A 26,976-nucleotide genomic window follows, 5' to 3' on the forward strand; every position below is an offset into this window, starting at 1 on the left:
ACGCGAGAAGCGGCGGAGGGCCGGAACACCCGTGTGGTGTCCCGGCCCTCCGCCGTCCCGTCAGGAGCCGTCGCCCACGGCCACGGGACCGTCCCCGGCGACTCCGGCGGTGTCGTCGTCGCCCTCCTCGTGCTCGTCGAAGACGGAGCTCACGTCGAAGCGGCAGATGATCCGCTCCGGATCGGCGTGCTCGAAGGGGGCGTTGAGCCACTCACCCGGTTCCGGGAGCTCCTCGGCCGCCGTGACCCAGAGCGTGGAGTCGCCCTCCTCCAGGCCGAACTCCTTGTGCCGGGAGGCGATCTCGTCGGGTTCGTACTCGCCGAAGAGCACACCGAGCGCGGCGAGGGGGGAGACGTCGGCCTTGGCCGCCGCCCCGGTCGTGTCCGCCTCGCCGTCGAGCTCGGCGACGCGCCGCGCCTGGGCGAACAGCCGCTGCGGTTCCACCACGGCGTAGTCGCGGCGGATCAGGAGGCTGAGGGCGTGGGGTTCGTCGGGTCCGGCGTAGGGCGGCAGGGCGCCGTCCGCTCCGGGGATCTCGAAGGGGGTGACCTCGTCGTAGCGGTCGTAGAGGAGTTCGTCGTACTCCTCGGCTGCCGCCGCGAGGGCGTTGAAGGCCTCGTAGACGGCCGTGTCGTCGTCCCCCGTGCGACGTTCGACCGCCGCGAGGTGACGGTCCAGTGCGGCTTTCACCGCCTCGGCGGCGGAGCGTACCTCGGCAGCGGTGGGCTGCGCAGCATCAGACATGGGACGCACGCTATCCGTAGCGGGCCGGTGCCCGCACAATAGATGCGATGCCGGAATACGAATTTGTCGACGTGTACGTGCCGCGCGGTGTCTCCCGCAAGGAGGCGACGCGGCTGCTGACCGACCATGCCGAGTACGGACACTGGGAGTTGGAGCGCCTGAGCCTGCACCGGGACGGGAGCCGCAGGGTGCGGCTGAAGCGGCGGATCATCCGCCAGGTCCGGGCGACCTGGTAGGCGACGGAAGACGAGAAGGGGCCCCGCCGTGTGCGGGGCCCCTGTGCGTGGTGCGGTGGGATCAGGCCGCGCTGCGGGCTCGGCGGTAGATCAGCGAACCGGCGAGCAGCAGACCGGCGCCCGCGGGGACGATCACGCCGAGCGGACCGGATCCGGTCTCGGCGAGCTCCTCGACGGCGCGCGGCGGCGTGAGGCCGTGCGTATCGGGAGTGTTCGCTCCGGGGGTGTGCGGACCGCCCTCGCTTCCCGGCGTTCCGGCGTTACCGGGAGTGCCCGGGGTGCCGGGGTTGCCGGGCGTCCCGGGGTTGCCCGGGTTACCGGGCGTGCCAGGGTTGCCGGGCGTGCCAGGGTTACCGGGCGTGCCAGGGTTGCCTGGGTTACCGGGATTCCCAGGGTTGCCGGGGTTGCCCGGGTTACCGGGATTCCCAGGGTTGCCGGGGTTGCCGGGGTTGCCGGGGTTACCGGGGTTGCCCGGGTGCGTCGACTCGATGCCGTTGCCGCAGTCGTTGCCCGCGGCGGCGTTGCCCAGGCCGATGCCCGTGACGCTGTTGCCGCACACGTTCACCGGGACGTCGACCGGCACCTGCACGGTGTTGCCGGAGCCCACACCGGGAGAGTCGCTCGTGTGCCCGCCGGCGGAGGATCCGCCGCCCGGCTTGGCCGGCCCGGAGGTGTTGGCGCACTTGTTGCCCATCGCCGGATTCAGCAGTCCGACGACGTTGACGGTGTTCCCGCAGGCATTCACCGGGACGTGCACCGGGACCTGGACGGTGTTCCCGGACGCGACGCCCGGGGAATTCGTGGCCGTACCGCTCGCGCCGGAATCGGCGTGCGCGTAACCGCCGCCGACGGCGGCGAAAACGCCTCCCGCGGCCGCGACGGTGATGAGACCTTTACGCGTGACCTGTCGCATAGCTGTTCCCTGCCTTTTCGGCTCTCGCCTTCTCGGCTTCGAAAAAGGGCCACCGGGTGGAACACCCGGGGCGGAAATCGCCACCGGCCCCGGAGTGCATGGCACGCACTCCGGGGCCGGACCGGCTCACGCCCTCACGGGCGAGGCACAGCGTCAGGCGTTGACGCAGGTGTTGCCGAAGGCGGGGTTCAGCAGGCCGATCACGGAGACCGTGTTGCCGCACAGGTTCACCGGGACGTGAACCGGAACCTGGACGACGTTGCCCGAGAGCACGCCGGGGGAACCGATGGCGGCACCCTGGGCACCCGCGTCGGCAACGGCCATGCCCGCACCCGCGAGAACGAGACCGCCAGTGGCAGCCGCAGCAGCGACGACCTTCTTGATCATTATTCCTCCTAGTTGCCAATGCGATCCCAGCCGCGGACCGCACCACCTGTAACGAGGGGGAATGGAGGGGGCTACGAGCCCCCGAGGTCATTCACTCTTTCCGGTCACACATGGGACGGGCGGTCGAATTCAGCACGCGTCGAGGAAGCGGTCCAGAACGCGGACGCCGAACTTCAGGCCGTCGACCGGCACGCGCTCGTCGACGCCGTGGAACATGCCGGCGAAGTCGAGCTCCGGCGGCAGCTGGAGCGGCGCGAAGCCGAAGCAGCGGATGCCGAGGTCGTCGAAGGACTTGGCGTCGGTGCCGCCGGACAGCATGTACGGCACGGCTCGGGCGATCGGGTCCTCGGCCCGCAGGGCCACCTGCATGGCATCGACCAGGGCGCCGTCGAAGCTCGTCTCCAGGGCCTTGTCGCCGTGGACGTCCTCGCGCTTCACCTTCGGGCCGAGGATCCGGTCGAGATCGGCCAGGAACTCCTGCTCGTACCCGGGCAGGAAGCGGCCGTCGACGTGCGCCGTGGCCTGGCCGGGGATGACGTTCACCTTGTATCCGGCGCCGAGCATGGTCGGGGCGGCCGAGTTACGGAGGGTGGCGCCGACCATCTTGGCGATGCCGCCGAGCTTGGCGAGCGTGCCGTCCATGTCCTCGGGGTCGAGCGGGGTGCCCAGCGCGTCCGAGAGCTCGTCGAGGAAGGACCGTACGGTCTTGGTCACCCTGACCGGCCACTGGTGGCGGCCGAGGCGGCCGACAGCCTCGCAGAGCTCCGTGATCGCGTTGTCGTCATTGGTCATCGAGCCGTGGCCGGCCGTGCCCTCGACGGTCAGCCGCATCCAGTGCATGCCCTTCTGGGCCGTCTCGACCAGGTAGAGCCGCAGGTTCTCGTTGACGGTGAAGGAGAAGCCGCCGACCTCGCCGATCGCCTCCGTGACCCCGTCGAAGAGGCCCCGGTGCTTGTCGACCAGGTGCCGGGCGCCGTAGGTGCCGCCGGCCTCCTCGTCGGCGAGGAACGCGAGGACGACGTCACGCGGGGGCTTGCGGCCGCTGCGCATCCGGTCGCGGACGACCGCGAGGGTCATCGCGTCCATGTCCTTCATGTCCACGGCGCCGCGCCCCCAGACGCAGCCGTCGGCGACCTCGCCCGAGAAGGGGTGGTGGGTCCAGTCCTCGGCGTTGGCCGGAACCACGTCGGTGTGGCCGTGGATGAGCAGGGCGGGACGCGACGGGTCCTCGCCCTCGATGCGGGCGACGGTGGAGGCCCGCCCCTTGTGCGACTCGATGATCTGCGGCTCGAGTCCGACCTCCGCGAGCTTCTCGGCGATGTACTCGGCCGCCCCCCGCTCGCCCGGGCCGGAGTGGTCGCCGTAGTTGCTGGTGTCGATGCGGATGAGGTCGCGACACAGATCGACGACCTCACTCTCGCCGGTGACGCTCCGGGCGCTGTTCGACTCGCTCACGCTGCTTCCTCCCACTACGTGCCCCACGTGGTTCCTTGCGATCTCCCCCATCCTCCCGCGTGGGCCCCTCCGGCCCAAGGGCGACCGTCGCCCGACATGCGGCCGTCACACGTCGGGGGGCTGACGGGGGTGGTGATCGACCACCCCGAATGTTTGCTATGGTTTTCCTCGTCGGAAGGGCCCAGCGGCCAGGAAGACAGACACCTTGTCCGGGTGGCGGAATGGCAGACGCGCTAGCTTGAGGTGCTAGTGCCCTTTATCGGGCGTGGGGGTTCAAGTCCCCCCTCGGACACCAGCGAAAGACCCCACATCATGTGGGGTCTTTCTTGTTACGGCGGTAGGACCCGGTGAGACGCAGAGCCAAGGCCCCCTCTTCACCCCTCCCCCAGCGGGACGGGATCGATCCGGTGCGGGTGCGGCTGCCGGAGGATCCCGACGGGGTCTGGGGAACCGTACGGGAGCATCTGCTCGACCGGTACGCGGGTGCCATCGGTGCGGGTCAGGTCGAGGACATGCTGCTGACCGGCCGTTTCGTGGGCACGGACGGTCCCCTCGGCGGGGACGAGCCGTACGCCGTGGGGCGCTACCTCTGGTTCCACCGGGACTTCCCCGTCGAGACGCCGGTCCCCTTCGACATCGGGATCGTCCACCGGGACGAGCGGATCCTGGTCGTGGACAAGCCGCACTTCCTGGCGACCATGCCCCGGGGTCGGCATGTGACCGAGACCGCCATGGCGCGGTTGCGGCGGGAGCTGGGGCTGCCGCTTCTCCAGCCCGCGCACCGGCTGGACCGGCTGACGGCGGGGCTCGTGCTGTTCGTCGTGCGGGAGGAGGACCGGGGGGCGTATCAGACGCTGTTCCGGGACCGGCTCGTGCGCAAGGAGTACGAGGCGGTGGCGGCGTACGACCCGGCGGTGGAGCTGCCGGTGACCGTGCGGAGCCGGATCGAGAAGGAGCGCGGGGTGATGGCCGCGCGGGAGGTGCCGGGCGAGCCGAACAGCGAGAGCCGGGTCGAGCTCCTCCGGCACTCGGGAGGGCTGGGGTCGTACCGGCTCGTGCCCGTCACCGGGCGGACGCATCAGCTGCGGGTGCACATGAACGCGCTGGGGCTGCCGATCCTGCACGATCCGGTCTATCCCGTCGTGCGTGAGGACGGGTCGGAGGACTTCACGCGGCCGCTTCAGCTGCTGGCGCGGACGCTGGAGTTCACCGACCCGTTCACGGGTGTGGCGAGGTGCTTCGAGAGCCGGGCGGCTCTCAGTGGCCTCGCTTGATCCATTCCTGGAGGTGCGGGGCCTCGGCGCCGATCGTGGTCGAGTCGCCGTGGCCGGTGCGGACGACGGTCTCCGGGGGCAGGGTGAGGAGCTTCTCGCGGATCGAGTCGACGATCGTCGGGAAGTCCGAGAAGGACCTGCCCGTCGCTCCGGGGCCGCCCTGGAAGAGGGTGTCGCCCGTGAAGACCGTGCCGACCTCGGGGGCGTGCAGGCTCACCGCGCCGGGGGCGTGGCCGGGGGTGTGGAGGACCGTGAGGTCCGTACCGGCGATCGTGAGGACCTGGCCGTCGGCGAGTTCGCCGTCCGGGCTGTGATCGGGGTGGGTCTGCTTCCACAGCGGCTGGTCGGCGGGGTGGAGCAGGATGCGGGCGCCGGTGGCGGCCGCGAGCGCCGGGGCCGCGTCGACGTGGTCGTTGTGGGCGTGGGTGCAGACGATGGCGCGCAGGGCGCGGCCGTCGAGGGCGGCAAGGATGGCCTCGGCGTCGTGGGCCGCGTCGATGACGATCGCCTCGGTGTCGTCGCCGACGATCCAGACGTTGTTGTCGACGTCCCAGGTGCCGCCGTCGAGGCTGAAGGTGCCGGAGGTGACGAGGTGGTCGATGCGGGCGGCCATCAGAGGACCACGACCGAGCGCAGGACGTCGCCCTCGTGCATGCGGGCGAAGGCCTTCTCCACGTCGCCGAGGCCGATGGTCTCGGTGACGAAGGCGGCGAGGTCGATGCGGCCCTGCTGGTGCAGGTCGATCAGCATCGGGAAGTCGCGGGAGGGCAGACAGTCCCCGTACCAGGAGGACTTGAGGGCTCCGCCGCGGCCGAAGACGTCGAGGAGCGGCAGTTCCAGCTTCATCTCGGGGGTGGGGACGCCGACGAGGACGACGGTGCCGGCGAGGTCGCGGGCGTAGAAGGCCTGCTGGTACGTCTCGGGGCGGCCGACGGCCTCGATGACGACGTCGGCGCCGAAGCCACCGGTGAGTTCGCGGATCGCCTCGACGGCGTCGGTGGAGCGGGAGTTGACGGTGTGGGTGGCGCCCATCGCCTTCGCCGTCTCCAGCTTGCGGTCGTCGATGTCGACGGCGATGATCTTCGCCGCTCCGGCGAGGCGGGAGCCGACGATCGCCGCGTCCCCGACGCCGCCGCAGCCGATGACGGCGACGGTGTCGCCGCGGCCGACGTCGCCGGTGTTGATGGCGGCGCCGATGCCGGCCATGACGCCGCAGCCGAGGAGGCCCGCGACCTCGGGTGCGACGGCGGGGTCGACCTTGGTGCACTGGCCCGCGGCGACGAGGGTCTTCTCGGCGAAGGCGCCGATGCCGAGCGCCGGGGAGAGCTCCGTACCGTCGAGGAGCGTCATCCTCTGCTTGGCGTTGTGGGTGGCGAAGCAGTACCAGGGGCGGCCTCGCCGGCAGGCGCGGCACTGGCCGCACACCGCGCGCCAGTTGAGGATCACGTAGTCGCCCGGTTCGACGTCGGTGACGCCCTCGCCGACCGACTCGACGATTCCGGCGGCCTCGTGGCCGAGCAGGAAGGGGAACTCGTCGTTGATCGCGCCCTGCTTGTAGTGGAGATCCGTGTGGCAGACGCCGCAGGCCTGGATCTTCACGACGGCCTCGCCGGGCCCGGGATCGGGGATGACGATCGTCTCGACCCGTACCGGTTCGTTCCTGCCGGGGGCGATGACCCCCTGGACGTGCTGCGGCATCGCGAACTTCCCTTCCTCCGACCGGATCTTGTAAGGCTCTTGCGTACCACTATCTCCTGACAAAAGGCGAGTCCCCCGCAGGCGGTGCCTGTGGGGGACTCGCCCGTTCCCGTGGGGGGAGGCTCAGTGCTGTCGCGTCGCGGCGGTCGTACGGACCCGGCGGCGGACCAGGAACCAGCCGCCGACGAGCGCGGCCGCGATGAGCGGGAGGCAGTTCACGGTCGTCCGGCTGATGCCCTCGTCCATCCACATGAGGACGAGGACGGAGGCGAGGAAGACCAGGGTGACGATCTGGGTGTACGGGGCCCAGGGCAGGTTGTAGCCGGGGCGGGTCAGCTTGCCCTGCTGGGCGCTGCGCCAGAAGAGCAGCGAGCAGACCATGATCATGGCCCAGGTGCCGATGATGCCGATCGAGGCGAAGTTGAGGACCAGCTCGAACGCCTCGCCGGGCATGACGTAGTTGAGGACGACGCCGAGGACGCCGAAGCCCGCGGTGAGCAGGATGCCGCCGTAGGGGACTCCGCCCTTGTTCATGACACCGGTGAACTTGGGCGCGGAGCCGGCGAGCGACATGGAGCGCAGGATGCGGCCGGTGGAGTAGAGGCCCGAGTTGAGGCTGGAGAGGGCGGCGGTGAGGACCACGAGGTTCATCACGCCCGCGGCGCCGGGGATGCCCAGCTTGTCGAAGACGGTGACGAAGGGGCTCTGGTCGCCGGTGTACGCGGTGTACGGGAGGATCAGCGCGAGCAGGACGACGGAGCCGACGTAGAAGAGGCCGACGCGCCACATGATCGAGTTGATCGCCTTCGGCATGATCTTCTCGGGGTTCTCGGTCTCGCCGGCGGCGACGCCGCACAGCTCGACGGAGGCGTAGGCGAAGACGACACCCTGGATGAGCAGCAGCATCGGCATCATGCCGTTGGGGAAGATGCCGCCGTTGTCGGTGATGTTGCCAAGGCCCGGGGTGTGGCCGCCGACGTCGTGCGAGGTCACGATGAGGAAGATGCCGATCAGCATGAAGGCGACGAGGGCGCCGACCTTGATGATCGCGAACCAGAACTCCATCTCGCCGAAGTACTTCACCGAGATGAGGTTGGCGGCGAGGACGACCGCGAGGGCGATCAGGGCGAGGACCCACTGCGGGACGTCGCTGAACATGGCCCAGAAGTGGGCGTAGGTCGCGGCCGCGGTGATGTCGGCGACGGCGGTGGTCGACCAGTTGAGGAAGTACAGCCAGCCGGCCGTGTAGGCGCCCTTCTCGCCCATGAACTCACGGGCGTACGAGACGAAGGCGCCGGACGAGGGGCGGTAGAGCACCAGCTCGCCGAGGGCCCGCACCACGAAGAAGGCGAAGACGCCGCAGACGGCGTAGGCGATGAAGAGGGAGGGTCCCGCCTGGGACATCCGGCCGCCGGCGCCGAGGAAGAGGCCGGTGCCGATGGCGCCGCCGATCGCGATCATGTTGATGTGCCGGGACTTGAGGTCCTTGCGGTATCCGGCGTCGCCTGCGTCGACGTGGGGGGTTGCGGCCGGGCTCGCCGGAACGGCGGACAGCGGCTCGGCCGCGGTGACGCGGTCACTCATGGAGTTGTTCGCCTTCGTGAGGGGGCTGTGCGGTACCCGGCCGTGCCTCCTGGGGGGTCTCCCCGGCACGGCCAGCGCACATCCTCACGGTAAGGAGCGCCCGCTGACTGTGGCGCATGTCACCGAACGCCCATATTTGAGCTAGTTCAGAGCTTGTCGGCGGACTTTGCGTCCTTAACGGGACTTGGCGCACTCAGGGGGCGAGGACGTCCAGCTCCTGGAGGGCGCCGACCGCGATCTGGCGGGTGAGCTCCTCGGCGCGGGACGCGTCCCGCTCCCGTACGGCCTCGGCGACCTGGACGTGGAGGGTGACGGCGGCCGGGTCCGGGTCCTCGAACATCACGTGGTGGTGGGTGCGGCCGGTGAGGACCTCGGCGACGACGTCGCCGAGGCGGGCGAACATCTCGTTTCCCGAGGCGTTGAGGACGACCCGGTGGAAGGCGATGTCGTGGACGAGGTACTCCTCCAGGCGCCGGCCGCGCGAGGTGGCGACCATGCCGAGGGCCTGCTCGGTGAGCTCACGGCACTGCTCGGGGGTGGCGTGGAGGGCGGCGAGGCCGGCGGCGACGGGTTCGACGGCCGAGCGGAGGACGGTGAGGGAGCGGAGCTGGCGGGGGCGGTCGGCGCCGGCGAGGCGCCAGCGGATGACCTGGGGGTCGTAGACGTTCCAGCTGGCGGTGGGGAGCACGGTCACGCCGACGCGGCGGCGGGACTCGACGAGGTGCATGGACTCCAGGACGCGCACGACCTCGCGGACCACGGTCCGGGAGACGTCGAAGCGCTGGGCGAGCTCGTCGGTGCGCAGCACGGTGCCCGGCGGGTACTCCCCCGCGGTGATCGCGAGACCCAGGGTGGCGAGGACGTGCGAATGAAGCCCCTGGGCCGGTGTCGTCATGCTCGCAAGCCTATGCGCGCTCGCGCGGATGATCACGTCGGGAATTAAAAGTACTACTTTTATGTCACAGCCTCTTGAATACGTCGTACCCAATGGGTTTCATGGGCGCGACGGATCGATGTCGAAGAAGACAGCGAGGCACCACCCATGAGCACCACCCCCCAGCCCCGGGCGAGGACAGTCGTCGTCGTGATGGGCGTCGCCGGGACCGGCAAGACCACCATCGGCCCGCTGGTCGCCCAGGCGATGGACCTCCCGTACGCGGAAGGCGACGACTTCCACCCGGCGGCCAACGTCGCCAAGATGTCCGCCGGCGTCCCGCTGGACGACACCGACCGGGAGCCGTGGCTCGACGCCATCGGGGCGTGGGCACACAGCCGGGCCGGCCTCGGCGGCGTCGTGAGCAGCTCCGCGCTGAAGCGGGTCTACCGGGACCGGCTGCGCGCGGCGGCCCCCGGCGTGGTCTTCCTGCATCTGACCGGCGACCGGGAGCTCATCGAGGGGCGGATGGCCGCGCGCAAGGGCCACTTCATGCCGACGGCGCTGCTCGACTCCCAGTTCGCCACCCTGCAGCCGCTGCAGGAGGACGAGGCCGGTGTCGCCGTCGACGTCTCCGGCACCCCCGAGGAGATCGCCGACCGGGCCGTCGCCGCGCTGCGCGGCCTCGCCGCGCGCTGACCCCGCCGCTCGCCGACCGTCGCCCCTCCCCCTCGTACTCGTAGAAGGACTCCACCGTGACCAGTCTCAGCGTCGAGATCCTGGCAGCGGACGCCGCCGAACCCATCACCTCGGCAGGCAACGCCCAGCTGGGCATCGCCGTGCTCGCCGGCATCGCCCTGATCGTCCTGCTCATCACCAAGTTCAAGCTGCACGCGTTCCTGGCGCTGACCATCGGGTCGCTCGCGCTCGGCGCGTTCGCGGGTGCGCCGCTCGCCGACACCATCAAGTCCTTCACGACCGGCCTCGGCAACACCGTCGCCGGCGTGGGCGTGCTGATCGCGCTCGGCGCCATCCTCGGCAAGCTCCTCGCCGACTCGGGCGGCGCCGACCAGATCGTCGACACGATCCTGGCGAGGGCGAGCGGGCGGGCCATGCCCTGGGCGATGGTCCTCATCGCCTCCGTGATCGGTCTGCCGCTCTTCTTCGAGGTCGGCATCGTGCTGCTGATCCCGGTCGTGCTGCTCGTCGCCAAGCGCGGCAACCACTCCCTGATGCGGATCGGCATTCCGGCCCTCGCCGGCCTCTCGGTGATGCACGGGCTCATCCCGCCGCACCCCGGGCCGCTCGTCGCGATCGACGCGCTCGGCGCCAACCTGGGCGTCACGCTCGCGCTCGGTCTCGTCGTCGCCATCCCGACCGTGATCATCGCCGGGCCGGTCTTCTCCCGGTACGCGGCCCGCTGGGTGGACATCCCCGTCCCGGAGAACATGGTCCCGGTCCGGCCCTCCGAGGATCTGGAGAAGCGTCCCGGCTTCGGCGCCACCGTGGCGACCATCCTGCTGCCCGTCGTCCTGATGCTGGTCAAGGCACTCGTCGACATCGTCGTCGACGACCCGCAGAACGGTGTCCAGAAGGTCACCGACGTCATCGGCTCGCCGCTGATCGCGCTGCTCGCCGCCGTCATAGTCGGCATGTTCACCCTGGGCCGGGCGGCCGGCTTCACCAAGGAGCGGATCTCCTCGACCGTCGAGAAGTCGCTCGCCCCGATCGCGGGCGTGCTGCTGATCGTCGGCGCGGGCGGCGGTTTCAAGCAGACCCTGATCGACATCGGCGTCGGCCAGATGATCCTGGACTTCTCCAAGAACTGGTCCATCCCCGCGCTGCTGCTCGCCTGGCTGATCGCGGTCGCGATCCGGCTCGCGACCGGTTCCGCGACGGTGGCGACGATCTCGGCGGCGGGGCTCGTGGCTCCGCTCGCGGAGGGCATGTCGACGACCGGGACGGCGCTGCTGGTGCTCGCGATCGGTGCGGGCTCGCTCTTCTTCAGCCATGTGAACGACGCCGGGTTCTGGCTGGTGAAGGAGTACTTCGGGATGAACGTCGGCCAGACGATCAAGACCTGGTCGGTGATGGAGACGATCATCTCCGTCGTGGGCATCGTCTTCGTGCTGCTGCTGTCCCTGGTGTTGTAGCGCCGGGCGGACCCGGCGGCGGAACGCCCCCTGGGCCGGTCATGGCTGACAGACTGTCGGCCATGACCGGCCCTCACGCGCTCAAGCCCTTCCTGCTCGCCTACCCGGGACCCCTGCGGGACCAGCTCGTCGCGGCGGTGCTCGCCGGCGAGAAGGTGTCCACGACGGGCCTCCTCGTGGAGTGGCAGGTCGAGAACGAGGAGCTGCCCGAGGTGGGCGAGCGCTCGGCCCTCATCGACTCGGACGGACGCGAGGTCGCGGTCGTGGAGGTCACGGAGGTCCGGGTCCTGCCGCTCGGCGAGGTCGACCTGCGCCACGCGCTCGACGAGGGCGAGGGGTACCTGTCGGTGGCGGCCTGGCGGACGGCCCACGAGAGCTTCTGGCACAGCGAGGAGATGCGCGAGGGTCTTGGGGACCCGGACTTCGTGGTGGACGACGGGACGATGGTGGTGGCGGAGCGGTTCCGGGTGGTGGAGTCGCTTCAGGAGGGGTGAGGGGTCGGACCCGACGTCAGCCGACCGCTTGGGCCGCCGCCCGGCCCGCCGCCCGGCCCGAGAAGATGCAGCCGCCGAGGAAGGTGCCTTCGAGGGAGCGGTAGCCGTGGACTCCGCCGCCGCCGAAGCCGGCTGCCTCGCCCGCCGCGTACACGCCTTCCAGGGGTTCGCCGGTCTCCGTCAGGACGCGGGAGGAGAGGTCCGTCTCCAGGCCGCCGAGGGACTTGCGGGTGAGGATGTTGAGGCGGACGGCGATCAGCGGGCCGGCCTTGGGGTCGAGGATGCGGTGCGGGGCGGCCGTGCGGATGAGCTTGTCGCCGAGGTACTTGCGGGCACCGCGGATCGCCGTGACCTGGAGGTCCTTCGTGAAGGGGTTGGCGATCTCGCGGTCGCGGGCGGTGATCTCGCGGCGGAGGGCGGCCTCGTCGATGAGCGGTTCGTCGGTGAGCGCGTTCATGCCGCGGACGAGGGCGGAGAGGTCGTCCTCGACGACGAAGTCGGCGCCCTTGTCCATGAAGGCCTGGACGGGTCCCGGGACGTCGGCGCGGGCGCGGCCGATGACGTCGCGGATCGACTTGCCGGTCAGGTCGGGGTTCTGTTCGCTGCCGGAGAGGGCGAACTCCTTGCCGATGATCCGCTTGTCGAGGACGAACCAGGTGTGGTCGTGGCCGGTCCGCATGATGTGTTCGAGGGTGCCGAGGGTGTCGAAGCCGGGGAAGAGCGGGACGGGCAGCCGCTTGCCCGTCGCGTCCAGCCAGAGGGAGGACGGGCCGGGCAGGATGCGGATGCCGTGCCGGGCCCAGATCGGGTTCCAGTTCTCGATGCCCTCGGTGTAGTGCCACATCCGGTCGCGGTTGATGTGGTGCGCGCCGGCCTTCTCGGCGACTCCGAGCATGAGGCCGTCCACGTGCGCGGGGACGCCGGAGAGCATGCGGGCGGGCGGGGTGCCGAGCCTCTCCGGCCACTGCTCGCGTACGAGGTCGTGGTTGCCGCCGATGCCGCCGGAAGTGACGATCACCGCCTGGGCGCGGAGCTCGAAGGTACCGGTGGACGTGCGGGTGCTGGCCGTACCCCGGGCGGCGGTGGAGGGTTCCAGGATCTCGCCGGTGACCGTGTCGACGGCGCCGGCGGTCCGGCCGAGGGAGGTGACGCGGTGGCGGAAGCGGAACTGGACGAGGCCGCGCGCGACGCCCTCGCGGACCCGCTGCTCGAAGGGGGCGACGAGGCCGGGGCCCGTACCCCAGGTGATGTGGAAGCGGGGGACGGAGTTGCCGTGGCCGTTGGCGTCGTAACCGCCGCGCTCGGCCCAGCCGACGACGGGGAAGAACCGCACCCCGCGCGCGTGGAGCCAGGAACGCTTCTCGCCGGCGGCGAAGTCCACGTACGCCTCGGCCCACTTCCTCGGCCAGTGGTCCTCGGTCCGGTCGAAGCCGGCGGTGCCGTACCAGTCCTGGAGGGCGAGGGCGTGGCTGTCCTTGACGCGCATCCGGCGCTGTTCGGGCGAGTCGACGAGGAAGAGGCCGCCGAAGGACCAGTGGGCCTGGCCGCCGAGGGACTGCTCGGGTTCCTGGTCGAGGAGGATCACGGTGCGGCCGGCTTCGACCAGCTCGGCGGTGGCGACGAGCCCGGCGAGGCCGGCCCCGATCACGATCACATCAGCGTCGTAGGACATGGGTCGCATCTTGGATACACGAATGTATCGAGTCAACTGTTTCGTCGGTCCCGTCTCGCTCCTCCGGCTCTTCCTCCCGTCGTTTCCTTGCCCCTTCTCCCGTCGTTTCCTCGCCCCCTCCCCGGCTCTCCCGTTTTCTAATGCCGGGCATTAATGTGTTCGTATGGCGAGAACGTCGGGCCCCGCGACCCGGGACAAACTGATCCGCGCGGCGGAGGAGCTCTTCGCCGCCCAGGGCGTCGACGGCGCGCAGCTGCGGGACGTCGTGGCCCTGGCCGGACAGGCGAATCCCTCCGCGGTGCAGTACCACTTCGGCTCGCGCGGCGGGCTGCTCGACGCGGTCATGGCCGGTCGCCAGGCCCGTACGCGCCAGGTGCTCGCTCCGCTGCTCGACGCCGCCGGCGACGACCTGCGGGAGCTCGTCGCCGCCCTCGTCACGGCCGAGGCGAGCGAGCTCCGCACGGACCGGGGCCGCCGCTGCCTGCGGATCTCCGCGCAGCTCAGCCACGAGAGCGGGATCCGCACCCGCACACCGCACCCCACGCTCGACGGCACCGTCTACTGGCACCTCATCGAGCGGATGGCCGACCGGCTCGCCGCCTCCGGACTGCCCGAGCCCCTGCTCCTGGAGCGCCTCGACCTGGCGCTGACCGTGGTCGGCGCGGCCATGGCGGACCGGGCCCGGCAGTACCTCGACGGCGCCGAGCCGCTCACCTGCGAGGCGCTCTTCCTCGCCGACCTGGTCGAGACGACCACCGCGCTCCTCCGGGCCGCACAGCCCCGGAGCGTCTGAGAAGCACCGCGTTTCCGAAGACCCGAAGGGATCCCCTCATGAACGACCTCACCGGCAAGACCGTGCTCATCACCGGCGGTGCCCGCGGCCTGGGCGCCGAGGCCGCCCGCCAGGCCGTGGCCGCCGGCGCCGACGTCGTCATCACCGACGTCCTGGACGAGGACGGCAAGGCGACCGCCGAGTCGCTCGGCGACCGGGCGCGCTTCCTCCACCACGACGTGACCTCCGAGGAGGGCTGGGCGGAGGCCGTCGCGTACGCCGTGGCGGAGTTCGGCGGCCTGCACGGGCTGGTGAACAACGCGGGCATCTCCACCGGCGCCTTCCTGGAGACGGAGTCCGTCGAGCACTTCCGCAAGGTCCTCGACATCAACCTGACCGGTGTCTTCATCGGCATGAAGGCCGCCATCCCCGCGATGAAGGAGGCGGGCGGCGGCTCGATCGTCAACATCTCCTCGGCCGCCGGCCTGATGGGCCTGGCCCTGACCGCGGGCTACGGCGCCTCCAAGTGGGGCGTGCGCGGGCTGACGAAGATCGGCGCGGTGGAGCTCGGCACGGCGAAGATCCGGGTCAACTCCGTCCACCCGGGCATGACGTACACCCCGATGACGGCCTCGGTCGGCATCGAGCGCGGCGAGGGCAAGTACCCGAACACGCCGATGGGCCGGGTCGGCGAGGCCGACGAGATCGCCGGCGCGGTCGTCTTCCTGCTCTCGGACGCCGCCTCGTACGTGACGGGTGCGGAGCTGGCGGTGGACGGCGGCTGGACCACCGGTCCGACGGTCAAGTACGTCATGGGGCAGTGACCACGCGGCCCTGCTTGGATGGCGGTCATGAGTGCCGCTGAAGAGATTCACGATGTCGTCGACGAGCACGACCGGGTGATCGGACAGGCCCCGCGCGGTGAGGTGTACGCGCGTGGCCTGATCCATCGCTGTGTCTTCGTCCGGGTCCGGGACGCCGAGGGCCGGATCTTCGTCCACCGCAGGACGCCGGACAAGCTCCTCTTCCCCTCCCTGTACGACATGTTCGTCGGCGGCGTCGTCGGGGCGGGCGAGTCCTACGACGAGGCCGCGCTCCGCGAGGCCGAGGAGGAGCTGGGCGTCTCCGGACTGCCGCGGCCCGAACCGGTGCTGAAGTTCCTCTACGACTCCGGCGGCGTGGCCGGGAAGTGGTGGTCGGCGGTGTACGAGGTCCGGTGCGAGCTGCAGGTGGACCCGCAGGTCGAGGAGGTCGCCTGGCACACCTTCCTGACGGACGAGGAGCTGACCGCGCGGCTCGGCGACTGGGAGTGGGTGCCCGACGGCCTGGCCGCGTACGAACGGCTGCGGGCGCACGGGAGCTAGGGTGCACGTGTGAGCGATTTCGTGCAGAGCCTGCGGCTGTGGTTCGCGCCGCAGCGGATCCGGGACGAGGGGGAGACGCCGGACTACCGCTTCTCCCTGGCCAACGAGCGGACCTTCCTGGCCTGGATCCGGACCGCGCTCGCCCTGGTCGGCGGCGGTTTCGCCGTCGACCAGTTCCTGCCGGACCTGCGCTGGGGTGTCCGGGTCGGGCTCGCGCTCGCGCTGCTGGCGGCCGGCGTGCTGTGCGCGCTGCGCGCGGTCAACCACTGGGTGCGCTGCGAGCGGGCGATGCGGCGCGGCGAGGACCTGCCGGCGTCCCGGTTCCCCGCAGTGCTGAGCATCGCGGTGGCCGTGGTGGCGCTCGCGATGGTGGTGGTCGTGGTCTTCGGCTGGACGGGGCGGTGACGGAGGCCCGTAGCGGCGGGGCGGCCCCCGACCCGGAGGCCCGTGACCCCGGGCTCCAGCCGGAGCGGACGCGGCTCGCGTGGCGGCGTACGACCCTGTCGTGGACGGTGGTGGCGGTCCTCGCCGTCAAGCTGGCCCTCCGCGAGGACACCACGGCGAGGGGGCTGGCCGCGCTCGCGCTGTCGGCGCTGGTCTGGATCGGCTTCCTGGCCGTCGCCCACGGCCGGATCCACTCCCTGAGCACCGCCCGGCCGCAACCGCTCTCCCACCGGGGCGCGCTGCTCGCGGCGGGCTGCACGGTCGCGCTGGCCCTCTTCGGGGCGGCGCTGATCTGGTGACCCATGGGAGCGTCGCCTCCAGGGGGGTGAGCCCCGACCCGGCCGGTTTCCCCCGGATCCGGCCGACTGGCACGCTTCCCCTGTCCAGTTGAGCTCTCAGCCGGGGGAATCCCTTTTGTCTGCCACCGACCCCTATGTGGTCACGCTCGCGCCGAACGTCCACGCCTTCGTCCAGCCCGACGGCGGCTGGTGTCTGAACAACGCCGGCTTCCTCGGCGACGCCGGCGAGTCCCTCCTCATCGACACCGCGGCCACCGAGCGGCGGGCGCGGCTGCTGCGCGAGGCGGTCCTCGCGGAGGGCCTGCCGCTCCCCCGGACCATCGTGACCACGCACCACCACGGCGACCACACCTACGGCAACGGGGTGTTCCGGCCGGAGGCGCGGATCGTCGGGCACGAGAACTGCCGGACCGAGCAGCTCGCCGCCGGGCACCAGCTCCATCTGCTGTGGCCGCGGACCGACTTCGGGCAGGTCGACATCCTGCCGCCGTCCGTGACCTACCGCGAGCGGCTGACGCTGTACGTCGGCGGGATCGAGGTGCGGGTGATCCACCCGGGGCCCGCGCACACGACGGGCGACTCGATCGTGCACCTGCCGGAGCAGGGCGTGGTCTTCACCGGCGACCTCGTCTTCCACGGCGGGACGCCCTTCCTGCCGATGGGAACGCTCTCCGGTTCGCTGCGCGCGCTCGAACTGCTGCGCTCCCTCGACGCGCCGACGGTGGTGCCGGGACACGGGCGGGTGACCGACCCCTCGGCGTACGACACGACGGAGCGGTATCTGCTGTGGGTGCGGGAGCTGGCCGCCGCGGGGTACGCGAAGGGGGCGACGCCGCTGGAGACGGCGCGGGGCGCGGAGCTCGGGGAGTTCGCCGCGTGGCAGGAGAGCGAGCGGCTCGTCGCGAACCTGCACCGGGCGTACGCGGAGCTGGCCGGTCTGCCGGAGGGCTCGCCGCTGGACCCGGCGGTGGTCTTCGGTGACATGGCGGCGATGAACGGCGGGGTGCCGGTGGCCTGCCACGCCTGAACCCCCGGCCCCGGGGCGTACGCCTCGCCCACGTCGGCCCGGGGCGGGCGCCTCACCAGCGTGGGACGCGGGGCGTGCACCAGTCCGGGTCCGCGACCCGCATCGCCGCCGCGTCGTCGCGCTCCCGCCAGGTGCCGTCGTCGTCGAGCCAGCGGCGGTGCAGGGCGGCCAGCGCGGTCCGGTCGAGTTCGATGCCGAGGCCGGGCTCGTCGGAGACCGTGAGCCGGCCGGCGCGGAAGACGGGCCGGGTGGTGACGACGTCCTCGGTCTGCCAGGGGTAGTGGGTGTCGCAGGCGTGGTGGAGCTCGGGCAACGTGGCGGCGACCTGGGTCATGGCGGCGAGACTGATGCCCAGGTGGGTGTTGGAGTGCATGGAGAGCCCGACGCCGTACGTGCGGCAGAGCGCGGCCAGTTCGCGGGTGCGGTGGAGGCCGCCCCAGTAGTGGTGGTCGCAGAGGACGATCCGTACCGCTCCCTTCGCGAAGGCCTCCGGGACCTCCTCGAAGGTGGTCACGCACATGTTGGTCGCGAGCGGCACGTCCGTACGGGCGGCGATCTCGGCCATGGCGCCGGTGCCGCTCGCCGGGTCCTCCAGGTACTCGAGGACGTCCTCGAGCTCGCGCGCGACGGAGAGGGAGGTCTCCACGGACCAGGCGCCGTTGGGGTCGAGGCGGAGCGGGCGGCCGGGGAACTCCTCGGCGAGCGCGCGGATCGTGGCGATCTCCTGCTCGGGCTCGAACACCCCGCCCTTGAGCTTGAAGGAGCGGAAGCCGTACAGGCGGTCGAAGCGGCGGGCCTGGGCGACGATCCCGGCGGGGTCGAGAGCCGCGCCCCAGCCGTCCGTCGGGCCGCCCGCGGGGCTGTCGCCTGGGTGGGCCGCCCAGCGGTAGAAGAGGTAGGCGCTGTACTCGACGCTGTCGCGGACCTTGCCGCCGAGCAGGGCGTGGACGGGCAGGCCGAGGGTCTTGCCGAGGGCGTCGAGGCAGGCGGTCTCGAAGGCGGAGACGACGGAGAGGCGGAGTTTGTCGGCGGTCCTGACGCCCCGCAGGCCGCCCGCGTCGACGTCCGTGCGGCCTCCTTCGGGCTCCGGCAGGTCGGGATCGGCCGCCGCCGCCAGGGCGAAGAGGACGTTCACATCCGTGACCGATCGGCCGGGCAGGGCCTCGGCGACCGGTCGGGCGATGTCCAGGTAGACGCCGTCGCCGTAGGTCTCGCCGAGGCCGCTCACCCCGCCCTTGGTGATCACTTCCACCACGAGCCGCGGCGTGTAGGGCTGGTGGACGCCCTGGACGTTGAGAAGGGGCGGGTCGGAGATGAGGATCGGGGTGAGCCGGACTTCGTCGACGAGCAGCTTCATCGCATCCATATGTGAACCCTATTCAGGGATGAGATCCAGGGCCAGAGCACGGAAGAGGGTTTCCCGGCACCCCTCTGGACGACATACCGACTGGTCGGTCATCATGAACGCCGACCGAAGCCGATCCGGAGGTACGCACCATGAGTTCCGCCCCGCCACCAGGTCTCGACCCCGAGAAGCTGCGCCGGTTCCTCGACCGGGAGCGGCCCGGCCTGGTGTCCGGCCCCCTCGAAGCCCGGCTGATCGAGGGCGGCCGGTCGAACCTGACGTACGTCGTGACCGACGGCACCGGCCGCTGGGTCGTCCGGCGCCCGCCGCTGGGCCACGTCCTCGCCACCGCGCACGACATGCGGCGTGAGCACCGCGTCATCAGCGCCCTGCACACGACGGACGTGCCCGTCCCCGAGACCGTGCTGCTCTGCGAGGACGAGTCCGTCCTCGGGTCGCCGTTCTACGTCATGGAGTTCGTCGAGGGGACGCCGTTCCGCTCGGCCCGGGAGCTCGCTCCGCTCGGCCCCGAGCGCACCCGCGCCGCCGTCCTCGGTCTGGTCGACACCCTCGTCGACCTGCACGCCGTCGACCCGGCGGCCGCCGGGCTCGGCGACTTCGGCCGCCCCGAGGGCTTCCTCGACCGGCAGCTGCGCCGCTGGGGCAAGCAGCTCGCCGCCTCGAGCGGCCGCGAGCTGCCCGGCATCGAGGAGCTGCATGCCGCCCTCGGCCGCGCGCTTCCCTCCTCTCCCCCGCCGACCGTGATCCACGGCGACTACCGCCTCGACAACGTCCTCATCGGCGGGGACGACCGCATCCGGGCCGTCCTCGACTGGGAGATGTCCACGCTCGGCGACCCGCTCACCGACCTCGGCCTGCTCGTCATGTACAGCACGCCGCTGGACCTGCCGGACTCCCCCATCTCCACGACCGCCACGGCCCCCGGGCACCCGAACTCCGCCGAGCTGGTCGAGCGCTACGCGGCCCGCTCGGGCCGGGACACCGCCGCCCTCGCCTGGTACACGGCCTTCGCCTGGTTCAAGCTCGCCGTGATCCTGGAGGGCATCCACTACCGCTGGACCCTCGGGCAGACCGTCGGCGCCGGCTTCGACCGCATCGGCGAACTCGTCCCCGTCTTCATCGAGCACGGCCTCACCACCCTTCAGGAAGGCTGAACCGCCATGGACTTCGCGTACGACGCCCGCACCGAGGAGCTCCGTGCGAAGCTCCTCGCCTTCATGGACGAGCACGTGTACCCGGCCGAGGCCGTCGCCGAGGAGCAGCGCGCGCTGCTCGCCTCGCCGTGGGACACCCCGGCGGTCGTCGGGGAGCTCAAGGCCGAGGCCAAGCGGCAGGGCCTGTGGAACCTCTTCCTTCCCGACGCGGAGTACGGTGCCGGGCTGACCAACCTCCAGTACGCGCCGCTCGCCGAGATCACCGGCCGCAGCCCGCACCTGGCCCCCACCGCCCTCAACTGCGCGGCCCCGGACACCGGGAACATGGAGCTGCTCACGCAGTTCGGCGACGAGACGCAGAAGAAGCAGTGGCTGGAGCCGCTGCTCGCCGGTGAGATCCGCTCGGCGTTCGCGATGACCGAGCCCGAGGTGGCCTCCTCCGACGCGACGAACATCGAGACGCGGATCCGGCGGGAGGGTGACTCGTACGTCGTCGACGGCCGCAAGTGGTACATCTCCGGGGCGATGAACCCCGACTGCAGGGTCTTCATCGTGATGGGCAAGACCGACCCCGACGGAACCGACATCCGCCGCCAGCAGTCGATGATCCTCGTGCCGCGCGACACCCCCGGCGTCGAGGTGCGGCGCGCGATGCAGGTGTACGGGTACGAGGACCACTCCCACGGCGGCCACGCCGAGGTGATCTTCGACGGGGTCCGCGTCCCGGCCTCGCACCTGATCGGCGAGGAGGGCGGTGGCTTCGCCATCGCGCAGGCCCGGCTCGGCCCCGGCCGCATCCACCACTGCATGCGGCTCATCGGCATGGCCGAGCGGGCCGTCGAGCTGATGTGCCGGCGGTCCGTCACCCGGACCGCGTTCGGCAAGCCGCTCGCCCAGCAGGGCGTCGTACAGAACTGGATCGCGGACGCCCGGGTGACGATCGAGCAGCTGCGGCTGCTCGTCCTCAAGACGGCCTGGCTCATGGACACCGTCGGCAACCGGGGCGCCCACACCGAGATCCAGGCCATCAAGATCGCGACCCCGCGCGCGGTCGTCGACATCATCGACAAGGCGGTACAGGCGCACGGCGCGGGCGGGGTCTCGCAGGACTTCCCGCTGGCCGAGCTGTGGGCGGCGGCGCGGACACTGAAGCTCGCGGACGGTCCTGACGAGGTGCACCAGCGGTCGCTGGCCCGCCGGGAGCTGAAGAAGTACCTGTAGCGGTGCGCCGGTTAGGGCCTGTCCGGCGGATCAGGCCCTAAGGCCGCAGGGCCCGCAGCAGGAGGTCGGCCAGGTGGTCGGCCACCTGCTGCGGGGTGAGCGGGCCGTCCGGGCGGTACCAGGTCGACAGGTGGTGCACCGAGCCGAAGTGGTAGTCGACGACCAGGTCGGCGGGGGTCGAGCGGGAGAACACCCCGGCCTGCTGGCCCTCCTCGATCAGGGCCCTGAACCGCTCGTGGTAGCGCCGCCGCTCGCCCCTGACCTGCTTGTTCTTCTCGGGGCTGAGGTGGTGCATGGAGCGGAAGAAGATGGCGGCGTCGTCGAGGTTCTCGATGGTGGTGACGACGACGTCGGCGGCGGCCCCGCGCAGCCGGTCCTCGACGGGCGCGTCGGCGTCCGCGTAGGCGTCGAGCCGCTCCTGCTGGAGGCGCAGGACCCGGGCGTAGACCTCCTGGAGGAGGTCCTCCTTGGAGCCGAAGTAGTGGTAGAGGGCGCCCTTGGTGACCCCGGCGGCCTCGACGATCTCCTGGACGGAGGTGCGGTCGTAGCCCTGCTCCGCGAAGAGCCGGGTGGCGGCGGCGAGGAGCCTCTGGGGGACCGGTGCCCCGCTCTCGTCCGTCGTCCTGGCCATGCGCCGCCACCTTCCCTCGTGATCGTTCCTGGTCGGGGGAACGCCGTTCCCCTCCGTAGATCTTCCCATCCGCCGGGCCGCCTGCTAGCGGGCGCCCGTCTCCCACGTGCGCTGGACGTGGTTCATGGTGCCGAGCCAGCGCTCGGGGTCGGCGGCGCGGTTGCGGTAGTAGCCGGCGACCTCGGGGTGCGGCAGGACGAGGAACCGGTCGGCGCCGATGGCGTCGAGGAGAGCGTCGGCGACGTCCTCGGGCTCGATGGCGGTGGGGGCGAGGACGAGATCGCCGGCCGATCCGGCGGCGGTCAGCATGTCCGTACGGACGCCCTGCGGGCAGATCGCGTGGACCTTGAGGCCGCGGTGGCGGTAGGTGAGGGAGAGCCACTCGGCGAAGGCGTACGCGCCGTGCTTGGAGACGCTGTACGGGGCCGCGCCGATCATCGTGAGCAGTCCGGCGGCGGAGACGGTGGAGACGAAGCGGCCGCTGCCGCGCTCCAGCCAGTCGGGGAGCAGGGCGCGGGCCGCCCGGACGTGAGCCATGACGTTGACGTCCCAGGCGGCCGCCCAGACGTCCTCGTCGGCGAAGGCGTCGCCGGGCGAGGAGAGTCCGGCGTTGGCGCACCATACGTCGATGGTGCCGCCGAGGGCCTCGCGGGCCTCGTCGACGACGGCGGAGGCGTCGCCGGGGACGGCGAGGGCGCCGATCTCCTCGGCGACGGCCTTCGTGCGGACGGGGTCGAGGTCGTTGACGACGACCCGGGCCCCTTCGGCGGCGAAGCGGCGGGCGAGGGCGGCGCCGATCCCGCCGCCGGCTCCCGTGACCACCACGCCGGCGCCCCGGAGGTCGTTCGGACCCGCGCTGCCGGCGTTCCCGGCGTTCTCGGCGTTCTCAGGGTTCTCGGCGCTCACCGCGTTCATGGACCCACCTCTCGGCTGTGACGACCGGGACAGACTAACCAGTCGGTATGGAGAGACGGAAGACCCGTTCCGCACGCCTCGTTCCCCGGGGCGGTCGGGAGCGCTAGCGTGCGTGCCCATGTCATCCCGATCACCCCGAGGAGGTTCCATGAGCCTGTCCCGACGGAGTCTGCTGGCCGCCGGAGGGGCCGTCGGGGCGGTGGCGGTCACCGCGTCCACCGCCGCGGCCGCCGCCGCTCCCGTCCCCGCCTCCGGCCACGGCCGCGTGCGGACCGGCTTCGAGCGGCTCGCGGCGGACGGGTACGCCCTGCTGGCCGGCGAGCGGGTCGGCGTCGTCACCAACCCGACCGGCGTCACCGCCGACGCCCGGCACGTCGTGGACGTCATGCACGCCGACGAACGGGTCGACCTGGTCGCCGTCTTCGGCCCCGAGCACGGTTTCCGCGGCACCGCCCAGGCCGGCGGCTCCGAGGGGCGGTACGACGACCCGGCGACCGGGCTGCCGGTCTACGACACGTACCTGAAGAGCGGGCAGCCGCTGGCGGACGTCTTCACGGCCTCCGGGGTGGACACGGTCGTCTTCGACATCCAGGACGTCGGGGCGCGCTTCTACACGTACATCTGGACGCTGTACGACTGCATGGTGGCCGCCGCGCTCGCCGGGAAGCGGTTCGTCGTCCTCGACCGGCCGAACCCGGTGACCGGGCGGGCGGCGCTCGGCCCCGTCCTCGACCGGGCCTTCGCGACCTTCGTCGGGCGCGAGCCGATCGCGCAGGCGCACGGCATGACGGTGGCCGAGCTGGCACTGCTCTTCAACGCGGAGTTCCTGGCCGCGCCCGTGGCCCTGGAGACCGTCCGCATGACGGGGTGGCGGCGCGACGAGTTCTTCGACGCGACCGGGCTGCCCTGGGTGCCGCCGAGCCCGAACATGCCGACGCCCGACACCGCGCTCGTCTACGCGGGCACCTGCCTCTTCGAGGGGACGAACCTCTCCGAGGGCCGGGGCACGACCCGCCCGTTCGAGCTGCTCGGCGCCGAGGGGGTCGACCGGCGGTGGGCGGAGGCGGCGAACGCCCTCGACCTGCCCGGGGTCCGCTTCCGCGAGGCGTACTTCGCCCCGACCTTCTCCAAGTTCCAGGGGAAGACCGTGGGCGGGGTGCAGCTGCACGTCCACGACCGCGCGGCCTTCGATCCGGTACGGACCGGGATCGCACTCCTGGTCACCGCCCGGAGGTCGTGGTCCGGCTTCGCCTGGCGCGCGGACAACTGGATCGACAAGCTGACCGGCTCGGCCCGGGTACGGACCCTGATCGACGCGGGCGCGGACACCGACGAGGTCGTCGGCGCGTGGGAGGCGGACCTGACGGCCTTCCGGGCGGTGCGGCGGGAGCATCTGCTCTACCGCTGACGGGGGTTGACCCCCCTGTCGGTACGGGGGCGGCCGGGATGTCCCGCGGGCGTCCCGGCGACGAGGCTTGCCCCATGAACCTCAAGAACCTCTCCTTACGACGCCGTTCCTCCCGTGGCGGCCGGCTGCCGCTCGTCGGGGTGCTGGTCGCCGCCTGTCTCGGCACCCTCGCGCCCGCCGCCGGTGCGGCCGGCCGGCCGGCTCCCGACCCCGCGCGCGAACTCGCCCGCACCGCCGCCCCTCTGACCGACCTGCGCCCGCTCGACCGGATGATCGGCTCGGCCAAGGTCGTCGGCATCGGCGAGGCCACCCACAGCTCGGGCGAGTTCTTCGAGGCCAAGCACCGCATCTTCGAACACCTCGTGGAGCGGCAGGGGTTCACCACCTTCGCCCTGGAGGCCAACTGGTCGACCGGGCTGCTCGTCGACGAGTGGGTCCGCACGGGGCGGGGCGACATCCGGGCGATCATGCGGGACGAGTTCCAGGAGTCGTACCGCCTCTGGAACACCGAGGAGTACCTCGACCTGTTCCGGTGGATGCGGAAGTACAACCAGACCCACCCCGGGCGCCAGGTCCGGTTCATGGGCAACGACCTCGGGTACGCGGGACCGAACCTCTTCGACGCCGTCACCTCGTACGTGGCCCGCACCAGCCCCGCACTCCTCCCCCGCTTCCGGGAGCTGTACCGGGCGTCGCGGCCCTCCGGCGAGGTCGAGGCCTGGATGAAGGCGTACCTGGTCAAGCCGCTGCCCGAGCGGCGGCGGATGGCCGAGGACGTGAACCGTGCCCTCGCCCTCCTGGAGCGGCAGCGGCCGGGCGAGGGCACCGAGGCGCGGGAGGCGCACACCTGGGCCGTCCAGCACGCACGCGCCATCGCCCAGGTCGGCACCGAGTTCTCGCACGACCTGACGGACGCCGGCGCCGCCGAGGCGATGCTCTACCGGGACCGGGTCATGGCGGAGAACACCGTGTGGTGGCAGCGGCAGACCGGGGACCGGATCCTGCTCTCCGCGCACAACGGTCACGTCGGGTACGTGACGCCGAAGCCGGACCAGTACCCGCGGATCCAGGGCGCATTCCTGCGGGACGCCCTCGGCCGGGACTACGTGAGCGTCGGCGCGTCCTTCGGGCAGGGCTCGTTCAACGCGCACGACACCGAGGCCCCGGGCGAGCCGCTGCGGGCCTTCACCGTCGGCCCGCTCGGTCCCGACAGTCACGCCGCCACCCTGGACCGGGTCTCGCCCGGCGCCTTCTACCTGGACCTGCGCCGGAAGACCCCGGCGGCACGCGACTGGCTCGCCGTGCCCCGGCCGGCCCGGCACATCGGGACGGTGTACCCCTGGCCGGGCGATGCCGTGCCCTTCCGGCTCCCCGACTCGTACGACCTGCTGATCCACTTCCCCCGGGTCTCGGCGGCGCGGCTGCGCTGACGGCGTGACACCTGGAGGCGGGCCGCACGTCTGGACCGGTCCCCGCGCGGGCATGCTGGCCGTGGAGCCGCTGCCCGCGCACCCGCGCGCCCTCGGCGCGGCGGCCACCTCGACGGGGAGGGACGGTCGGGCCGTGACCGGGATGAGTGTGGAGCCGTATCGGGAGATCACCTTCGACAAGGACGGCGACGGGCCGGCGGGCCAGTCCGCGGCCCTCGCGGCACTGGCCCGGCAGGGGGTGACGGACCTGGTGCTGCTCGCCCACGGCTGGAACAGCTCCCCGTCCGGCGCCACCCGCCTCTGCTCGGACTTCTTCGCCCCCTTCCCCGGGCTCTTCGGGCCCGGGGTCGAGGCGGGGTACGCGGGGGTGATCTGGCCCTCGATGATGTTCGCGGACGAGCCGGTGCGCGACTACCGGGCGCTCGTGACGGTCCTTCCGGAGAAGGAGCCGGTCCTCGGGCGGCTCGTGGAGCTGCTGGCGCTCGCCCCGGCGGACGAGGCCGCGTTCGCCGAGTTCGGGGAGCTCCTGCGGGAGCTGGCCGACGTGCCCAGGGGCGCGGTGGGTGCCGCCGGGTTCGCGGAGCCCGTACCGGCGTTCCTGGTCGCGGATCCGGTGGAGGTCTGCGCCCTGTTCACGGAGGCCCTGGAGGGCGGCCGTACGGGGGCGGATGCCGGGATGGGCCTCGGGGAGGGCGACGGACCGGGCGACGGGGTGGGCCTCGGGGAGGGCGACGGTGCCGGCTTCGGGGAGGGGCTCAAGCGGTACTGGAAGGGGGCCAGGGAGGCACTGCGGCAGGCCACGTACTACGTGATGAAGCGGCGGGCCGGGAAGGTCGGCGAGTCCGGGCTCGGGCCGCTGCTCGGCGAGGTCGCACGGTCGGCCCCCGGTCTGCGCGTCCATCTCGTGGGCCACAGCATGGGCGCCCGGCTCGTCGCGTACGCGCTGCGCGGTCTTCCCGCGGGGGCGCGGCCGGTGGCCTCCGTGACCCTGCTTCAGGGTGCCTTCTCGCACTACGCCTTCGCCGCCCGGCTGCCGCACGACGCCCGGCGGTCCGGCGCGCTGCGGGACATGCAGCACCGGGTGCGGGGTCCCGTGGTGGCCTGCTACTCGCGGCACGACACGGCGCTCGCGGTGATGTACCCGCTGGCGTCCCGGCTCGCGGGCGACTCCGCGTCGCTGACCGGCCCGCCCGGCGCCCTGCCGGGCTCGGGGGACCCGCGCTGGGGCGCGATCGGGCACGACGGCTTCCAGGCGGTGCCGGGCACGGCGGAGCGGACCCTGGGGGACGTGCTGCGCCAGGGGGTGCCGGGCTCGGGGTGCGTGAGCGTGGACGCGGCGGAGGCGGTCCGCTCGCACAGCGACATCCGCCGTCCCGAGCTGGCCCGGGTGGTGGTGTCGGCGGCCCGGGCGAACCGCCCGTGAACCCCACCGGACCCGCGGGTTGCCCTGCGCTCCAGGGG

At 71.9% G+C, this 26,976-nt stretch carries 28 protein-coding genes and 1 tRNA gene; 17 read left to right on the forward strand and 12 right to left on the reverse strand.

The features are described 5' to 3' along the window. Nucleotides 1-60: 60 nt before the first annotated feature. Nucleotides 61-744, reverse strand: a complete 684-nt coding sequence (locus ACWFR1_RS24850) for a hypothetical protein (RefSeq protein ID WP_453554663.1) — start codon at nt 742-744, stop codon at nt 61-63. 47 nt (nt 745-791) lie between these two features. Here ACWFR1_RS24850 and ACWFR1_RS24855 point away from each other — a divergent pair, with 47 nt between their 5' ends. Next, nucleotides 792-980 carry a DUF5703 family protein gene (locus ACWFR1_RS24855; protein WP_453554665.1) on the forward strand — a complete coding sequence of 63 codons (189 nt, stop codon included), beginning with the start codon at nt 792-794 and terminating at the stop codon, nt 978-980. A gap of 61 nt (nt 981-1,041) precedes the next feature. Here ACWFR1_RS24855 and ACWFR1_RS24860 read toward each other — a convergent pair whose 3' ends face one another. The 3 genes from ACWFR1_RS24860 to ACWFR1_RS24870 all read right to left on the reverse strand — a co-directional run bounded on the left by ACWFR1_RS24860 (nt 1,042) and on the right by ACWFR1_RS24870 (nt 3,735). Next, nucleotides 1,042-1,893: a chaplin gene (locus ACWFR1_RS24860; RefSeq protein WP_453554667.1), complete on the reverse strand. Its 852-nt coding sequence runs from the start codon at nt 1,891-1,893 to the stop codon at nt 1,042-1,044. A gap of 153 nt (nt 1,894-2,046) precedes the next feature. Beyond that, nucleotides 2,047-2,280, reverse strand: coding sequence for a chaplin ChpH (chpH, locus tag ACWFR1_RS24865; RefSeq protein WP_030218232.1), 234 nt, complete (start codon nt 2,278-2,280; stop codon nt 2,047-2,049). A 129-nt stretch (nt 2,281-2,409) separates the two neighbouring features. Beyond that, nucleotides 2,410-3,735, reverse strand: a complete 1,326-nt coding sequence (locus ACWFR1_RS24870) for a M20/M25/M40 family metallo-hydrolase (RefSeq protein ID WP_453554669.1) — start codon at nt 3,733-3,735, stop codon at nt 2,410-2,412. A gap of 207 nt (nt 3,736-3,942) precedes the next feature. Here ACWFR1_RS24870 and ACWFR1_RS24875 point away from each other — a divergent pair. Both ACWFR1_RS24875 and ACWFR1_RS24880 read left to right on the forward strand, forming a co-directional pair. Then, a tRNA-Leu gene (locus ACWFR1_RS24875) sits at nt 3,943-4,030 on the forward strand. Nucleotides 4,031-4,082: 52 nt separating this feature from the next. Beyond that, on the forward strand, nt 4,083-5,009 hold the full coding sequence (locus tag ACWFR1_RS24880; RefSeq protein ID WP_453554671.1) for a pseudouridine synthase: 927 nt from the start codon (nt 4,083-4,085) through the stop codon (nt 5,007-5,009). Here ACWFR1_RS24880 and ACWFR1_RS24885 read toward each other — a convergent pair. From ACWFR1_RS24885 to ACWFR1_RS24900, 4 genes are all read right to left on the reverse strand, one after another. Then, a complete protein-coding gene (locus ACWFR1_RS24885) occupies nt 4,993-5,622 on the reverse strand; it encodes an MBL fold metallo-hydrolase (protein ID WP_453554673.1) in 630 nt (209 codons plus the stop codon). The genes ACWFR1_RS24880 and ACWFR1_RS24885 overlap by 17 nt on opposite strands. Then, nucleotides 5,622-6,707 carry an S-(hydroxymethyl)mycothiol dehydrogenase gene (locus ACWFR1_RS24890; protein WP_453554675.1) on the reverse strand — a complete coding sequence of 362 codons (1,086 nt, stop codon included), beginning with the start codon at nt 6,705-6,707 and terminating at the stop codon, nt 5,622-5,624. Before ACWFR1_RS24890 ends, ACWFR1_RS24885 begins: the two co-directional genes overlap by 1 nt. Before the next feature lie 123 nt (nt 6,708-6,830). Beyond that, the gene (locus ACWFR1_RS24895) at nt 6,831-8,291 is read right to left on the reverse strand and encodes an amino acid permease (protein WP_453554677.1); all 1,461 of its coding nucleotides are present in this window, start codon (nt 8,289-8,291) and stop codon (nt 6,831-6,833) included. A 193-nt stretch (nt 8,292-8,484) separates the two neighbouring features. Further along, the gene (locus ACWFR1_RS24900; protein ID WP_453554679.1) at nt 8,485-9,186 is read right to left on the reverse strand and encodes a FadR/GntR family transcriptional regulator; all 702 of its coding nucleotides are present in this window, start codon (nt 9,184-9,186) and stop codon (nt 8,485-8,487) included. 147 nt (nt 9,187-9,333) lie between these two features. Here ACWFR1_RS24900 and ACWFR1_RS24905 point away from each other — a divergent pair, with 147 nt between their 5' ends. The 3 genes from ACWFR1_RS24905 to ACWFR1_RS24915 all read left to right on the forward strand — a co-directional run bounded on the left by ACWFR1_RS24905 (nt 9,334) and on the right by ACWFR1_RS24915 (nt 11,812). Continuing rightward, nucleotides 9,334-9,864, forward strand: a complete 531-nt coding sequence (locus ACWFR1_RS24905; protein WP_453554681.1) for a gluconokinase — start codon at nt 9,334-9,336, stop codon at nt 9,862-9,864. A gap of 56 nt (nt 9,865-9,920) precedes the next feature. Next, complete coding sequence (locus tag ACWFR1_RS24910) at nt 9,921-11,318, forward strand: GntP family permease (protein ID WP_453554683.1); 1,398 nt, start codon at nt 9,921-9,923, stop codon at nt 11,316-11,318. A 62-nt stretch (nt 11,319-11,380) separates the two neighbouring features. Then, complete coding sequence (locus tag ACWFR1_RS24915; protein ID WP_453554685.1) at nt 11,381-11,812, forward strand: ASCH domain-containing protein; 432 nt, start codon at nt 11,381-11,383, stop codon at nt 11,810-11,812. Between the two features lie 16 nt (nt 11,813-11,828). Here ACWFR1_RS24915 and ACWFR1_RS24920 read toward each other — a convergent pair whose 3' ends face one another. After that, on the reverse strand, nt 11,829-13,484 hold the full coding sequence (locus ACWFR1_RS24920) for an FAD-binding dehydrogenase (protein ID WP_453554687.1): 1,656 nt from the start codon (nt 13,482-13,484) through the stop codon (nt 11,829-11,831). Between the two features lie 163 nt (nt 13,485-13,647). Between ACWFR1_RS24920 and ACWFR1_RS24925 the strand changes: the two genes are divergently transcribed. The 6 genes from ACWFR1_RS24925 (at nt 13,648) to ACWFR1_RS24950 (ending at nt 17,390) form a co-directional block, all read left to right on the forward strand. After that, on the forward strand, nt 13,648-14,277 hold the full coding sequence (locus ACWFR1_RS24925; RefSeq protein ID WP_453554689.1) for a TetR/AcrR family transcriptional regulator: 630 nt from the start codon (nt 13,648-13,650) through the stop codon (nt 14,275-14,277). 38 nt (nt 14,278-14,315) lie between these two features. Continuing rightward, on the forward strand, nt 14,316-15,080 hold the full coding sequence (locus ACWFR1_RS24930; protein ID WP_453554690.1) for a glucose 1-dehydrogenase: 765 nt from the start codon (nt 14,316-14,318) through the stop codon (nt 15,078-15,080). Nucleotides 15,081-15,107: 27 nt separating this feature from the next. Further along, nucleotides 15,108-15,620: an NUDIX domain-containing protein gene (locus tag ACWFR1_RS24935; RefSeq protein WP_453554692.1), complete on the forward strand. Its 513-nt coding sequence runs from the start codon at nt 15,108-15,110 to the stop codon at nt 15,618-15,620. A 9-nt stretch (nt 15,621-15,629) separates the two neighbouring features. Continuing rightward, on the forward strand, nt 15,630-16,025 hold the full coding sequence (locus ACWFR1_RS24940; RefSeq protein WP_453554694.1) for a YidH family protein: 396 nt from the start codon (nt 15,630-15,632) through the stop codon (nt 16,023-16,025). Next, nucleotides 16,022-16,363 carry a DUF202 domain-containing protein gene (locus tag ACWFR1_RS24945; RefSeq protein ID WP_453554696.1) on the forward strand — a complete coding sequence of 114 codons (342 nt, stop codon included), beginning with the start codon at nt 16,022-16,024 and terminating at the stop codon, nt 16,361-16,363. Before ACWFR1_RS24940 ends, ACWFR1_RS24945 begins: the two co-directional genes overlap by 4 nt. 115 nt (nt 16,364-16,478) lie before the next feature. After that, complete coding sequence (locus tag ACWFR1_RS24950; protein ID WP_453554698.1) at nt 16,479-17,390, forward strand: MBL fold metallo-hydrolase; 912 nt, start codon at nt 16,479-16,481, stop codon at nt 17,388-17,390. A 52-nt stretch (nt 17,391-17,442) separates the two neighbouring features. On the opposite strand, the gene ACWFR1_RS24955 is transcribed toward ACWFR1_RS24950, so the two are convergent. Then, nucleotides 17,443-18,756, reverse strand: a complete 1,314-nt coding sequence (locus ACWFR1_RS24955; RefSeq protein WP_453554700.1) for a glucarate dehydratase family protein — start codon at nt 18,754-18,756, stop codon at nt 17,443-17,445. A 131-nt stretch (nt 18,757-18,887) separates the two neighbouring features. Between ACWFR1_RS24955 and ACWFR1_RS24960 the strand changes: the two genes are divergently transcribed. Then, nucleotides 18,888-19,910: a phosphotransferase family protein gene (locus tag ACWFR1_RS24960; protein ID WP_453554702.1), complete on the forward strand. Its 1,023-nt coding sequence runs from the start codon at nt 18,888-18,890 to the stop codon at nt 19,908-19,910. 6 nt (nt 19,911-19,916) lie between these two features. Further along, a complete protein-coding gene (locus ACWFR1_RS24965; protein WP_453554704.1) occupies nt 19,917-21,131 on the forward strand; it encodes an acyl-CoA dehydrogenase family protein in 1,215 nt (404 codons plus the stop codon). Between the two features lie 37 nt (nt 21,132-21,168). Here ACWFR1_RS24965 and ACWFR1_RS24970 read toward each other — a convergent pair whose 3' ends face one another. Continuing rightward, on the reverse strand, nt 21,169-21,762 hold the full coding sequence (locus ACWFR1_RS24970) for a TetR/AcrR family transcriptional regulator (protein ID WP_453554706.1): 594 nt from the start codon (nt 21,760-21,762) through the stop codon (nt 21,169-21,171). An 84-nt stretch (nt 21,763-21,846) separates the two neighbouring features. Continuing rightward, entirely contained in the window at nt 21,847-22,584 is a 738-nt protein-coding gene (locus ACWFR1_RS24975) for an SDR family oxidoreductase (RefSeq protein ID WP_453554762.1), read from the reverse strand. Nucleotides 22,585-22,825: 241 nt separating this feature from the next. Between ACWFR1_RS24975 and ACWFR1_RS24980 the strand changes: the two genes are divergently transcribed. The 3 genes from ACWFR1_RS24980 to ACWFR1_RS24990 all read left to right on the forward strand — a co-directional run bounded on the left by ACWFR1_RS24980 (nt 22,826) and on the right by ACWFR1_RS24990 (nt 26,938). Next, nucleotides 22,826-24,085 carry an exo-beta-N-acetylmuramidase NamZ family protein gene (locus ACWFR1_RS24980; protein ID WP_453554708.1) on the forward strand — a complete coding sequence of 420 codons (1,260 nt, stop codon included), beginning with the start codon at nt 22,826-22,828 and terminating at the stop codon, nt 24,083-24,085. A 74-nt stretch (nt 24,086-24,159) separates the two neighbouring features. Then, on the forward strand, nt 24,160-25,515 hold the full coding sequence (locus ACWFR1_RS24985; protein WP_453554710.1) for an erythromycin esterase family protein: 1,356 nt from the start codon (nt 24,160-24,162) through the stop codon (nt 25,513-25,515). A 142-nt stretch (nt 25,516-25,657) separates the two neighbouring features. Continuing rightward, nucleotides 25,658-26,938: a serine-threonine protein kinase gene (locus ACWFR1_RS24990; RefSeq protein WP_453554764.1), complete on the forward strand. Its 1,281-nt coding sequence runs from the start codon at nt 25,658-25,660 to the stop codon at nt 26,936-26,938. Nucleotides 26,939-26,976: the final 38 nt, after the last annotated feature.

It is taken from the genome of Streptomyces sp. NPDC055103, assembly GCF_053607625.1.